This window comes from Campylobacter corcagiensis (genome assembly GCF_013201645.1).
GTDB classification, from domain to species: domain Bacteria; phylum Campylobacterota; class Campylobacteria; order Campylobacterales; family Campylobacteraceae; genus Campylobacter_B; species Campylobacter_B corcagiensis.
This window is the reverse complement of record NZ_CP053842.1, coordinates 347075-358764: the sequence shown is the minus strand read 5'-3', so window position 1 is coordinate 358764 and position 11690 is coordinate 347075. Positions and strand designations below refer to the sequence as shown.

The window sequence follows — 11690 nt, the reverse complement described above, 5'->3', positions numbered from 1 at the left end:
TATAATCAAACTATTTAAGCTCGACTTTAGCTCCAGCTTCTTCAAGCTCTTTCTTAGCTGCTTCGGCATCTTCTTTGCTAATGCCTTCTTTAAGTGTTGTTGGAGTTCCCTCAACTGCATCTTTTGCATCCTTAAGACCAAGACCTGTAAGAGCTCTAACAACTTTAATAACATTGATTTTCTTATCACCTGCATCAACTAAAACAAGATCAAATTCAGTTTTCTCATCTGCTGCTTCTACCGCACCTGCACCAGCTGCACCTGCTACCATAACTGGAGCTGCACTTACGCCAAATTTCTCTTCAAACTCTTTTACAAGTTCACTTAACTCTAAAACTGTAAGATTAGAGATATACTCTAAAACATCTTCTTTTGTAATTGCCATTTATTATCTCCTATAATTTATTTATGCTGATTGTTCTTTTTTCTCTTTAAGCGCATTTAAGCCGATTGTAAAATTTTGAACCGGTGCATTCCAAACCTGTAAAAGCATAGCAATAAGCTCTTCTCTTCCAGGAAGTTTTGATAGCGCAATAACCTTATCTGTACTACAAACTTCACCATCAATATGAGCAGCCTTGATGATAAATTTATCATTTTTCTCAGCAAATTTTGCTGCAACTTTTGATGAATTTAGTTGGTCGCCCCAGATGAAAATACTTGTATCTTTTAGCTCTATACCGTCTTTACCTGCATTTTTAAGTGCAATGTTAGCAAGTGTATTTTTAATAACTTGAACCTTTACATCTAAATCTTTTGCAGATGCTCTAAGTTCTTCTAGTTTAGAAACAGTTAGACCCTTAAATTCACTAACAATAACACCATCAGCTTCTTTAAAGCCATCAGTTAAGCTTGATACTAAAGCTACTTTTTCTTCTCTTGTCATATCTACTCCTTTCCGACCGGTGATTTCAAGCAGAGAGGGAAAATCCCAATTAAGCTTTCGCCTCGACTATCTCCAATCAAAGATAAAATTCTTTAATTATCTTAAATCAATAATTTCTTGCGTATCTAGTGATACAGAAGGACTCATTGTTAAAGATAGTGTTGCATTTTTAACATATCTGCCTTTTGCAGATGCAGGTTTATGCTTGTTTATAGCTTTTATAAAAGTGCTTAGGTTGTCCATAAGTTGCTCTTTTGTAAAGCTTACTTTACCAATTCCTGCATGGATATTGCCTTGTTTATCAACTCTAAAATTAACTTGACCGCCTTTTGCATTTTCAACAGCTTGTTTAATATCCATAGTTACAGTACCTGTTTTTGGGTTTGGCATAAGACCTTTTGGTCCAAGAATTCTACCAACTTTTCCCACTAAGCCCATTAAATTAGGAGTAGCTATTAAAACATCAAAATTGATATTTCCTGCTTGAATTTGCTCTATTAGATCATCATCTCCAACAATATCAGCAGCAGCTGTTTTAGCCTCATCAGCCTTAGCATCTTTTGCAATAACTGCAACTCTTACAACTTTACCTGTACCAGCAGGAAGGACAACTGAACCTCTTACCATTTGATCAGCATATCTAGGATCAACATTTAACTTTAAAGCGATCTCAACTGTCTCATCAAATTTAGCAGATGCTAAAGTTTTAACTGTATCAACACCCTCTTTTAATGAGTGAACTTTTGTATTATCAAATTTTTTTAGTAATTCTTCAAATCTTTTAGTTTTTTTCATAAATTTCTCCGCATAAGTTTGCTTCCACTTTTAACCCAGTGGTGAGGGTTTTTTAGTCAACTACTGTAATACCCATGGATCTAGCTGATCCTGCTATAATCTTAGCAGCCTGCTCTTTGTCTTTAGTATTCATATCAGCAATTTTTTTATCAACTATCTCTAAAACTTGAGCTTTAGTAAGTTTAGCGACTTTATTCTTTAAAGGATTATCTGAACCTTTATTTATTCCAGCAGCTTTTTTAATCAAATCTGTAGCTGGCGGTTGTTTTGTCACAAATGTAAAACTTTTATCAGCATAAACTGTAATAACAACAGGGATATTAAAACCTGCCATGTCTTTAGTTTTTTCATTAAATGCTTTACAAAATTCCATAATATTAACACCTTGTTGACCAAGTGCTGGACCAACAGGAGGGCTTGGATTTGCTTTTGCAGCAGCTATTTGTAATTTAATTTGACCTGTAACTTTTTTAGCCATAAACTATCTCCTTAAACGATTTTTTCAACTTGTGAATACAAAATTTCAACAGGGGTACTTCTACCAAAAATAGAGACATTTAATCTTAGTTTTCCATGTATCATATCATACTCTTCAACTGTACCATTAAAATTTGCAAAAGGACCATCAATAACTCTAACAACTTCACCCTCTTCAAATGAAATTTTAGGTTTTGGAGCCTCTCTTTTATTAACCTTTTCTAAAATAAGCTCAACATCAGCTTCTCTAAGTGGACTTGGCTTTTTAGATTCACCAATAAATCTACTTACTTTAGGCAGTCTTTGAATTTTATGCCAAAGAGCCGTATCAAGATCAAGGTTTGCAAAGCAATATCCAGGATAAAGGCTTCTTTCTTTTATAGTTTGCTTACCATTTTTTATCTCTATGACATCTTCTGTTGGAACTATAACTTGATCGATTTTATCCTCTAAACCTTGACTTTGTGCTAAATTTTCAATAGCAACCTTTACACTCATCTCTGAACCAGCATAAGTCTGAATTGCATACCATTTATGTGCCATACAATACCTTATATGATTGATGATAATGTAGAAGACATAATCACATCAACTAAAGCTAAGAAAAGTGCCACAACAGTAACAACAATAACAACTGCTATAAAAGCTTTTCTAATCTCATCTGCAGTTGGAAATATAACCTTATTAAGCTCTATTTTTGAATCTGATATATACTCTTTTAATTTGTTCATATTCTAACCTTTAGTGGCAGGGCAAGAGGGACTCGAACCCCCAACAATCGGATTTGGAATCCGGCGCTCTACCATTGGAGCTATTGCCCTAAAATTTAGCCTTTTAGCTTGACTTCTTTATGAATAGTATGTTTTCTAAGTCTTGGGCAGTATTTTTTAAGCTCTAACTTTTCAGTAGTGTTTTTACTATTTTTATATGTGCTATAGTTGATATCACCACTCTCACTACATTTTAAACCTACTTTAATTCTCATAATTAATCCTTAAAATTTGGGGTGAAATCACCCCATAAATATATTATTTTATAACCTTAGACACAACACCTGAACCTACAGTTTTACCACCTTCACGGATAGCAAATCTTGTACCTTGCTCAAGAGCGATTGGGTGAATAAGCTCAACTGTGATTTTAATATTATCACCTGGCATAACCATTTCAGTTCCTTCAGGAAGCGTGATTGAGCCAGTAACATCTGTTGTTCTTACATAAAATTGTGGTCTATAGTTGTTGAAAAATGGTGTATGTCTACCACCTTCTTCTTTTGTTAGGATATATACTTCACCTTCAAATGTAGAGTGTGGAGTAATTGAGCCTGGTTTACATAAAACCATACCTCTTTCAACATCCTCTTTTTTAGTACCTCTTAGAAGAATACCGCAGTTATCACCTGCCTCACCTTGATCCATTTCTTTTCTAAACATCTCAACACCAGTAACTGTTGTTGTTTGAGTTGGTTTGATACCTACGATTTCAATAGTATCACCTACTTTTACAACACCTTTTTCAATTCTACCAGTTACAACAGTTCCACGACCTGAAATTGAGAAAACGTCTTCAATAGGCATTAGAAGTGGTTTATCTGTATCTCTTTGTGGAGTTGGAATATAGCTATCAACTGTATCCATAAGAGCCATAATCTTCTCTGACCAAGGACCATCTGTGCCAGCTTTTGCCTCTTCTAGTGCTTGAAGTGCAGAACCAACTGTTATAGGAGTATCATCACCTGGAAAATCATACTCATTTAGAAGTTCTCTAACTTCCATTTCAACTAGCTCTAAAAGCTCTTCATCATCAACCATATCTGCTTTGTTTAGGAAAACAACGATATATGGAACACCAACTTGGCGTGATAGTAGAATGTGCTCTCTTGTTTGTGGCATTGGGCCATCAGCAGCACTAACAACTAATATAGCACCATCCATTTGAGCAGCACCTGTAATCATGTTTTTAACATAGTCAGCGTGCCCTGGACAATCAACGTGAGCATAGTGTCTATTAGCTGTTTCGTACTCAATGTGAGAAGTAGCGATAGTAATACCTCTATCTTTTTCTTCTGGAGCATTATCGATATTATCATAATCTTTAAGCTCAGCTAGACCTTTTCTTGAAAGAACCGCTGAAATAGCAGCTGTCAAAGTTGTCTTACCATGGTCAACGTGACCAATAGTACCAATGTTAACGTGTGGCTTACTTCTGGTAAATTTTTCCTTAGCCATCTTTTCCTCCATATTAAATGATATCTTACTTTAACTGGTTTGTGCTCTTGCTTGCTCTAATTTGATGGAGCTCATAGTGGGACTTGAACCCACGACCTCTTCCTTACCAAGGAAGTGCTCTACCTCTGAGCCATATGAGCGTAAACTCATGGCAAAGTAGTGCAACATTATATCACAACACAAACAACAAAATGGAATTTATGGCTAGTAACTGTATAAAATTATTAAAATTTGTATTACAGCTCCCAGTTTTCATTTAAATTCCAAAATAAATGGAGCGGGAAACGAGGCTCGAACTCGCGACCCTCAGCTTGGAAGGCTGATGCTCTAGCCAACTGAGCTACTCCCGCATAAACAAATGGTGGTGAGACGTGGATTCGAACCACGGAAGGCGAAGCCAGCAGATTTACAGTCTGCCCTCGTTGGCCACTTGAGTATCTCACCTAATATATCTGGTCAAACACTGTTTTTAAAACAAAATGGAGCTGGTGAACGGACTTGAACCGCCGACCTACTGCTTACAAGGCAGTAGCTCTACCAACTGAGCTACACCAGCATCCGTAAATTTGATAAGTGTGAATTATATCTGAAAAGTTTTTTTATGTCAAGAGATTTTATAGTTTTTTTCTATTTTTAGCTAAATTTTAGAAATTTAAGATAAAAAGCCCCATATTTTGGGGCTAAATTTTAGTATAAACCTGATGTTTTTCCAGTTAGATCTATGGCAATACTTTTAGTTTGAGTGTAGTGATCAAGTATCATTTTATGTGTTTCTCTACCAATTCCTGAGTTTTTATACCCACCAAAAGGAAGTCCAGCTGGAATTTGGTTATAGCAATTTATCCAAACTCTTCCAGTTTCCATAGCTCTTGCTGTATTTAGTGCTTTTGTGATATCTTTTGTAAATATACCACCACCTAAGCCATACTCGCTATCATTTACCATTTTAATAAGCTCATCTTGATCTTTAAATTTAATCACAACACCAACTGGTCCAAAAATTTCTTCTTGAGCAACTCTCATATCATTTGTAACATCTACTAAAAGAGTTGGTTCTATGAAATTTTCTCCAGCTGCTGCTCTTTTGCCACCAACTGCAACTTTAGCACCCTCTTTTCTACCTATTTCAATGTATTCTAGAATTTTATCGGCTTGTTTTTTATTGATCTGAGATCCCATTTGGGTATTTTGATCAAGTGGATCGCCTACTTTTAAATTTTTAAATTTCTCAATAGCTTTTTTGACAAATTCATCATAAATACTCTCTTCAACAAAAATCCTACTTCCAGCACAACAAACTTGTCCTTGGTTAAATAAAATTCCCATCTGAACGCCATCAAGAGCTTTTTCAAAATCAGCATCAGCATAGATGATATTTGCGCTCTTTCCACCTAATTCAAGTGTGCTTGGAATGATTCTTTTAGCAGCTGCGATAGCTATTCCTCTTCCTACTTCAGTTGATCCAGTAAATGCTAATTTATCAAGGCCAGGGTGTTGGGTTATAAACTCACCTGATTTACTACCTCTACCTGTTATAACATTTATAACGCCTTTTGGAAGAATATCTTTAATAAGTCTCATTAACTCTAAAACACTTAAACTAGTATCTGATGATGGTTTAAATACGCTAGTATCGCCAGCTGCGATTAGTGGAGCAAGTTTCCACGCTGTCATAAGAAATGGAAAATTCCACGGAACGATTTGCCCTACAACACCGATTGGCTCTTTTAAAATAATAGCCATAAGCTCACCATTTAAGATATTTGCTGCACCTTCTTCGCCTTGTATAACTCCAGCAAAATATCTAAAATGCTCACTTGCATAAGGAATATCTACATTTAGAGTTTCGCGGATCGGTTTACCATTATCCATAGTTTCAACTTTTGCTAAAAATTCCTTGTTTTCATCAATTATGTCAGCAATTTTTAAAAGCAACTCTGAACGCTCTTTAACTGTTGTGTGTCTAAAGCTATTAAACGCTTTTCTTGCAGCTTTTACTGCTAAATCAACATCTTCTTTTGTTGCATCAGTTATAGTAGCTAGCTTTTCGCCTGTTGCTGGGTTAAATGTATCTAAAGTATCACTACCACTTGACTTAACAAACTCGCCGTCTATAAAAAGATTATACTTTGACAGTAAATTTGACATATTGTCTCCTTTGTTTTAATTTTTTAAATTTTAACAAAAGAGAATTAACAAAAGTTTTGGTTTTTAATAATTATTATCAAATACTATAAAACAGATGCGATTAGCTCAATAGGATTAACGCACCTTTTATCACTTTTATCGATATGTAAAGCGTTATTTAGCTGCATTCTACATGCACTACACTCAGCACTTACAAATTTAGCACCTGTTTTTTCTATCATAGGAACTTTTTGCTTGCCACTTGCTTTGCTTAAATAGTAGCGGTTTGTCTGCATAGTTACTCCGCCAAACCCACAGCATTGATTTGGATTACTCATCTCGGTAATGCTGAAATTTTGAGCTAGTAGATGTCTTGGTTCCTTATAAACGCCTTGCATCTTTCTAGCATGGCAAGGATCATGACAGGTTATGCTTAGATCTGAGCTATTTTTTGTAGCTAAAATTTCAGCTAAATTTGTAAATTTATCAAAATACTCTGTAGCTAAAAAAACCTTAGAACTAATAGCAATTGCTCTATTTTTCCACTCTTCTTCATCATGGAAAAGATGCTCATAATCAACCCTTATCATGCCAGAACAGGTCGCTTCTGGAATGATAATAGCATCTACAGTTTTTAGTATTTCTTCAAAATACTCTATATTAAATTTGGCATTTTTCTTAGTTGTTTTAGTATCTCCTGTAAAATACATAGCAGCACCACAACAGGCTTGTTTTTTCATAAGATGAGCATTTATTTTTAAGGTTTTACAAATTTTAAGTAGCCCTTCGCCAATGCCTGTATAAAAGTAATTTCCCATACATCCTATAAAAATTCCTATAGTTTTTTCGCCACCATTATCTATAAATTCAGGATAAGAATTTAAAAAGCTCTTTTTACCAAAAGTTGGCAAGAGTCTTGTTTTATCTATCATCTTAACTAAAGGAAGGTTAAATCTCATTCTCATAGAATTTGAAAATTTCTCTTTATTTACCTTAAGTCCACAGCTTTGAAAAACATAGCCAAATTTAGCTGTTAAGTCCATGATTTTTCTATGGCTTAAAAACCAAAACACCACTTTTTTATACCACGAAATGCCATATTTATCAGCTATATCGCTTCTTACCATCTCAATAGCTGTATCAGTTCCAATAGATGAGGGGCAAACATCAACGCAATTTGTACATAAAAAGCAGCTTTCAAATATCTCTTTTGCCTGCTTATCAAGTTCTAAATCACCATTTTGATACGCACTTAAAAGATCTAAAAAGCCCCTTGGACTAGTAGTTTCATCTCGGTTTATGTTATGAATCGTACAAACTGGAATACACTTACCACACTTTACACAAGCATCTGTTATGTTTACAATACTCATACTGTTTTTGAAAACCTCTTACTTCCATCATTTACCATGTACTCATCAAAGCACATAGCTATATTTCTAATAAGTAGCGTTCCTGTTGGAGTAACTTTTATCTCCTTATCACCAACTTCTAAAAACTCACTTAAATCTTTAAGCTTTTCTAAACTATCATGGAAATGCTCTTTGAAATTTATACCAAATTTTGATTCGATCTTTTCTATATTTAAGTAAAAGTTACTCATCAAACTCATAATAACTTCTTTTCTTAAAATATCTTCATCATTTAGCTTTATGCCTTTAAAGTAAGGTAAAATTCCACTATCAATAGCCTTTTCATATCTATCCATATCTTTATAGTTTTGAGCGTAGTGGCTAACTCCTTCACCTATACTTGTAATGCCAACTCCTATTAAATCCGCCCCGCCTTTAGTTGTATATCCTTGGAAATTTCTATGCAAACTGCCATCTTCTAAAGCCTTAAAAAGCTCATCTTCAGGTTTTGCGTAGTGATCCATGCCTATCATCTTATATCCATTTGATGTAAGATAATCATGAGTATATTTTAAAATTTCAAGCTTGAATTTTGGCTCTGGAAGAGTGTCTTCATCTATCTTTCTCATTGATTTTTTAATCCACGGAACATGTGCGTAGTTAAATATGGCAAATCTGTCAACATCAAGCGTTAAAGCTTGTTTTAAAGTCTCTTTAAAGCTCTCAACCGTTTGAAATGGAAGTCCATAAATAAGGTCCATATTTATAGAGTAAATTCCCCTATTTCTTGCCATATCAACGGCATTTTTAGTTATTTCAAAGGGTTGAATTCTGTGAATTGCTTTTTGAACCTTTTCATTAAAGTCTTGAACTCCAAAACTAACTCTATTAAACCCGTGTCCTACTAAAATATCAAGTTGCTTATCAGTTAAAAATCTAGGGTCTATCTCACAACTTATCTCAGCATCGTTACTAAAATTTTTAAAATGAGATTTTATGTTTTTTATAATTTTATCAAGCTGAGCATCACTATAAAAAGTTGGAGTTCCACCACCAAAATGAAGCTGAGTTACAACTCTATTTGTGTCTAAAATTTTACTTAAAATTTCAAGCTCTTTTTCTAAGTAATCAATATATCTATCAAGCTTTTCTTGCTTGCTAGTATAGATGACATTACAGCCACAAAAATAGCATGCTGAGCGGCAAAATGGTAAGTGAAAATATAAAGATAGTGGTCTTTGTTTATCTTGGTTTTTTAACTCGTTAATATACTCATCATAACTAAAATTCTCACTAAATTCCAAAGCCGTTGGATAGCTTGTGTACCTTGGTCCTGGTTTTGAGTATTTTGCGTATGCATCAAAGTCTATCTTCATAAATTTCCTCTCCTAACTCTTTCTAAATCAATAAATAAATTTGGATGGTCTTGTTTAACCTTGCTAACTATCTCATTTAGGTCGATATTTAGCGTGGTGCTTTTTGGATTTTCTAAAGCTATACGCCTTATCTCATCCATGCAAACAGTCCAAACATCGCCAAAATCTATTGGCAAATGTTGGGCTATGCTTCTTTCAAGCCTTAAATCAAAATTCTCTCTAGCTAAATTTCTATAAGACTCTATAAATTTAGTAAGAGATTTTATAGAAACCATGGTATGTAAATTCTGATCACCATCGACTCCAAACCACGGTTCGCTACTATTCCATGAACCACTTTTTAAAGTTAGCATCTTTTTATCATCGCTATCAACTATCTCAAAGATAGTCTTTTCGTTTTTATCATCGCCTAAAATTTCGTGAATTTCATCTATTTTTTCATCAATACATCTTTTATCTTCACTCATCTTTTCTCCTATATAGCCATACCATGACAGCTTTTTGTGCATGTAAGCGGTTTTCTGCTTCGCTAAATATCTCATCTGCATGAGCTTCAAATAGCTCTTCACTTACCTCATAACCTCTATAAGCAGGCAAACAGTGTAAAAAAATCGCATCGCTTTTAGCTAAACTCATTAAAACTCTATCAATAGTAAAGCCATTAAAATCTTTTACTCTTTTAATTTTTTCCTCTTCTTGCCCCATAGATATCCAGGTATCAGTTACTACGACATCAGCTTCATTTATAGCAGTTTGTGGGGTATTAGAAAGTAAAATTTTAGCTCCACTTTCTTTAGCAAAATCAAAAGCCAAATTTAAAACACTATCACAAGGCTCATAACCTTTTGGGGTAGCAATTCTTAACTCAAACCCTAACTTACTAGCAGCTAGAATATATGAATTTGCCATATTATTTCCATCGCCTATATAAGCTACTTTTAGACTATTTATATCCTTGCCAAATTCTCTCATAGTCATAAGATCAGCCATCAGTTGAACTGGATGAAAATCATCGCTTAGCCCATTTATAACAGGAATTCCACTAAATTTAGCAAGCTCTTCTAAATCGCTTTGTTTATAGACTCTAGCCATTATCATATCAACCATTCTTCCTAAAACTCTAGCTGTATCTTTTACAGGCTCTCCACGACCAAGCTGAATATCACGACTACTTAAAAATAGAGCTTTTCCGCCAAGCTGAGAAATTCCAACTTCAAAGCTAACTCTAGTTCTAGTTGAGCTTTTTTCAAATATCATAGCTAATGTTTTATCTTTTAAATACAGCTTTAAATCGCCCTTTTTAGTCTGGGCTTTTATCTCATCAGCAAGATCTAAAATTTCTAAAATTTCATCTTTTGTGTAGTCTTTTAGTGTTAGAAAATGTCTCAATTTTTACCTTTTAAAATTTTAGCCATCTCTTTTGCGTGGTATGTGATGATAAGATCAGCACCTGCTCTTTTGATGCTTATAAGTGTTTCAGCCATAACTCTTTGATAATCTATAATGCCTGCTTTTTCTCCAGCCTTAAGCAAAGCATACTCTCCACTTACATTGTACGCACAAATTGGTAAAAGCGAATTTTGCCTTAAATCGCGAATGATATCAAGATAAGCTAAAGCTGGTTTTACCATTAAAATATCAGCCCCTTGTGCCTCATCTTCTAAGCTTTCCATTATGGCTTCACGACGATTTGCTGGGTCCATTTGATATGTTTTTCTATCACCAAAACTAGGAGAACTCTCCGCAACATCTCTAAATGGTCCATAATAAGCTGAAGCAAATTTGGTAGAGTAAGCCATTATAGGAAGATCTTTATATCCGTTTTCATCCAAAGCAGTTCTTAAAGTCTCAATAATACCATCCATCATACCACTTGGTGCTATCATATCTGCTCCAGCTTTTGCGTGAATCAAAGCTTGTTTGGCTGAAATTTCTAATGTTGCATCATTATCAACTGTATCTCCACACAAAATTCCACAATGACCATGATCTGTATACTCACAAAAGCATAGATCAGTTATAACATAAAGGTTTGGAAATTTCTCTTTTATAGCTCTTGTTGTCTTAGCGATTATACCATCTTCGCTTAATGCATCACTTCCTATGCTATCTTTTACATCAGGAATTCCAAAAAGAAGGACTGATTTTATTCCTAAACCAACTATCTCCTCACACTCTTTTAAAATTTCATCAATACTGAGCTGATAAACGCCAGGCATTGATGGAGTGTCTTTTTTAACGCCTGTTCCTTCAACTGCAAAAAGTGGGTATATAAAATCATCTACACTTAAACTTGTCTGCCTAACTAAATCTCTAATATTTGAGTTTTTTCTAAGTCTTCTATATCTTCTAAACATGATTTATCCTTTATGATATATAATTTTTGATTTTATCATAACTCTTTTAAATTCTTAATAAAATTTTGCCTTTATTAATAAACTAAGCCTAA

14 protein-coding genes and 5 tRNA genes are annotated in these 11690 nt (G+C 34.3%); all 19 read right to left on the bottom strand.

Annotation, left to right across the window (positions count from 1 at the left end):
- Positions 1-10 precede the first annotated feature (10 nt).
- On the bottom strand, positions 11-385 hold the full coding sequence (gene rplL, locus CCORG_RS02015; protein WP_025803098.1) for a 50S ribosomal protein L7/L12: 375 nt from the start codon (positions 383-385) through the stop codon (positions 11-13).
- Between the two features lie 21 nt (positions 386-406).
- Complete coding sequence (gene rplJ, locus CCORG_RS02010; protein ID WP_025803099.1) at positions 407-886, bottom strand: 50S ribosomal protein L10; 480 nt, start codon at positions 884-886, stop codon at positions 407-409.
- A gap of 96 nt (positions 887-982) precedes the next feature.
- Complete coding sequence (rplA, locus tag CCORG_RS02005; RefSeq protein WP_025803100.1) at positions 983-1681, bottom strand: 50S ribosomal protein L1; 699 nt, start codon at positions 1679-1681, stop codon at positions 983-985.
- 52 nt (positions 1682-1733) lie between these two features.
- Complete coding sequence (gene rplK, locus CCORG_RS02000) at positions 1734-2159, bottom strand: 50S ribosomal protein L11 (RefSeq protein WP_025803101.1); 426 nt, start codon at positions 2157-2159, stop codon at positions 1734-1736.
- 11 nt (positions 2160-2170) lie between these two features.
- Complete coding sequence (gene nusG, locus CCORG_RS01995) at positions 2171-2701, bottom strand: transcription termination/antitermination protein NusG (protein ID WP_025803102.1); 531 nt, start codon at positions 2699-2701, stop codon at positions 2171-2173.
- Positions 2702-2709: 8 nt separating this feature from the next.
- The gene (secE, locus tag CCORG_RS01990; RefSeq protein ID WP_025803103.1) at positions 2710-2889 is read right to left on the bottom strand and encodes a preprotein translocase subunit SecE; all 180 of its coding nucleotides are present in this window, start codon (positions 2887-2889) and stop codon (positions 2710-2712) included.
- A gap of 14 nt (positions 2890-2903) precedes the next feature.
- Positions 2904-2979, bottom strand: a tRNA-Trp gene (locus CCORG_RS01985).
- 5 nt (positions 2980-2984) lie between these two features.
- Positions 2985-3143 (bottom strand): 50S ribosomal protein L33, encoded by a 159-nt coding sequence (gene rpmG / locus CCORG_RS01980; protein WP_025803104.1) that lies wholly within the window; start codon positions 3141-3143, stop codon positions 2985-2987.
- A gap of 43 nt (positions 3144-3186) precedes the next feature.
- A complete protein-coding gene (gene tuf / locus CCORG_RS01975) occupies positions 3187-4386 on the bottom strand; it encodes an elongation factor Tu (RefSeq protein ID WP_025803105.1) in 1200 nt (399 codons plus the stop codon).
- Between the two features lie 65 nt (positions 4387-4451).
- A tRNA-Thr gene (locus CCORG_RS01970) sits at positions 4452-4526 on the bottom strand.
- A 133-nt stretch (positions 4527-4659) separates the two neighbouring features.
- Positions 4660-4736, bottom strand: a tRNA-Gly gene (locus CCORG_RS01965).
- Between the two features lie 9 nt (positions 4737-4745).
- A tRNA-Tyr gene (locus tag CCORG_RS01960) sits at positions 4746-4830 on the bottom strand.
- Between the two features lie 36 nt (positions 4831-4866).
- Positions 4867-4942: transfer RNA gene (locus tag CCORG_RS01955), tRNA-Thr, on the bottom strand.
- A gap of 131 nt (positions 4943-5073) precedes the next feature.
- Complete coding sequence (locus CCORG_RS01950; protein WP_025803106.1) at positions 5074-6534, bottom strand: aldehyde dehydrogenase family protein; 1461 nt, start codon at positions 6532-6534, stop codon at positions 5074-5076.
- An 83-nt stretch (positions 6535-6617) separates the two neighbouring features.
- Positions 6618-7886: a (Fe-S)-binding protein gene (locus CCORG_RS01945; protein WP_025803107.1), complete on the bottom strand. Its 1269-nt coding sequence runs from the start codon at positions 7884-7886 to the stop codon at positions 6618-6620.
- A complete protein-coding gene (gene hemN / locus CCORG_RS01940) occupies positions 7883-9241 on the bottom strand; it encodes an oxygen-independent coproporphyrinogen III oxidase (RefSeq protein WP_025803108.1) in 1359 nt (452 codons plus the stop codon). The genes CCORG_RS01945 and hemN overlap by 4 nt, the downstream gene beginning before the upstream one ends.
- Positions 9238-9708 carry a DUF2603 domain-containing protein gene (locus CCORG_RS01935; RefSeq protein WP_025803109.1) on the bottom strand — a complete coding sequence of 157 codons (471 nt, stop codon included), beginning with the start codon at positions 9706-9708 and terminating at the stop codon, positions 9238-9240. The genes hemN and CCORG_RS01935 overlap by 4 nt, the downstream gene beginning before the upstream one ends.
- Complete coding sequence (gene argF / locus CCORG_RS01930) at positions 9701-10630, bottom strand: ornithine carbamoyltransferase (RefSeq protein WP_025803110.1); 930 nt, start codon at positions 10628-10630, stop codon at positions 9701-9703. The genes CCORG_RS01935 and argF overlap by 8 nt, the downstream gene beginning before the upstream one ends.
- On the bottom strand, positions 10627-11598 hold the full coding sequence (hemB, locus tag CCORG_RS01925) for a porphobilinogen synthase (protein ID WP_025803111.1): 972 nt from the start codon (positions 11596-11598) through the stop codon (positions 10627-10629). The genes argF and hemB overlap by 4 nt, the downstream gene beginning before the upstream one ends.
- Positions 11599-11690 lie beyond the last annotated feature (92 nt).

What these genes read in the sequence shown, in the direction of transcription:
- rplL (WP_025803098.1), bottom strand. Translation starts at nt 385, where the DNA reads ATGGCAATTACAAAAGAAGATGTTTTAGAGTATATCTCTAATCTTACA.
- rplJ (WP_025803099.1), bottom strand. Translation starts at nt 886, where the DNA reads ATGACAAGAGAAGAAAAAGTAGCTTTAGTATCAAGCTTAACTGATGGC.
- rplA (WP_025803100.1), bottom strand. Translation starts at nt 1,681, where the DNA reads ATGAAAAAAACTAAAAGATTTGAAGAATTACTAAAAAAATTTGATAAT.
- rplK (WP_025803101.1), bottom strand. Translation starts at nt 2,159, where the DNA reads ATGGCTAAAAAAGTTACAGGTCAAATTAAATTACAAATAGCTGCTGCA.
- nusG (WP_025803102.1), bottom strand. Translation starts at nt 2,701, where the DNA reads ATGGCACATAAATGGTATGCAATTCAGACTTATGCTGGTTCAGAGATG.
- secE (WP_025803103.1), bottom strand. Translation starts at nt 2,889, where the DNA reads ATGAACAAATTAAAAGAGTATATATCAGATTCAAAAATAGAGCTTAAT.
- rpmG (WP_025803104.1), bottom strand. Translation starts at nt 3,143, where the DNA reads ATGAGAATTAAAGTAGGTTTAAAATGTAGTGAGAGTGGTGATATCAAC.
- tuf (WP_025803105.1), bottom strand. Translation starts at nt 4,386, where the DNA reads ATGGCTAAGGAAAAATTTACCAGAAGTAAGCCACACGTTAACATTGGT.
- CCORG_RS01950 (WP_025803106.1), bottom strand. Translation starts at nt 6,534, where the DNA reads ATGTCAAATTTACTGTCAAAGTATAATCTTTTTATAGACGGCGAGTTT.
- CCORG_RS01945 (WP_025803107.1), bottom strand. Translation starts at nt 7,886, where the DNA reads ATGAGTATTGTAAACATAACAGATGCTTGTGTAAAGTGTGGTAAGTGT.
- hemN (WP_025803108.1), bottom strand. Translation starts at nt 9,241, where the DNA reads ATGAAGATAGACTTTGATGCATACGCAAAATACTCAAAACCAGGACCA.
- CCORG_RS01935 (WP_025803109.1), bottom strand. Translation starts at nt 9,708, where the DNA reads ATGAGTGAAGATAAAAGATGTATTGATGAAAAAATAGATGAAATTCAC.
- hemB (WP_025803111.1), bottom strand. Translation starts at nt 11,598, where the DNA reads ATGTTTAGAAGATATAGAAGACTTAGAAAAAACTCAAATATTAGAGAT.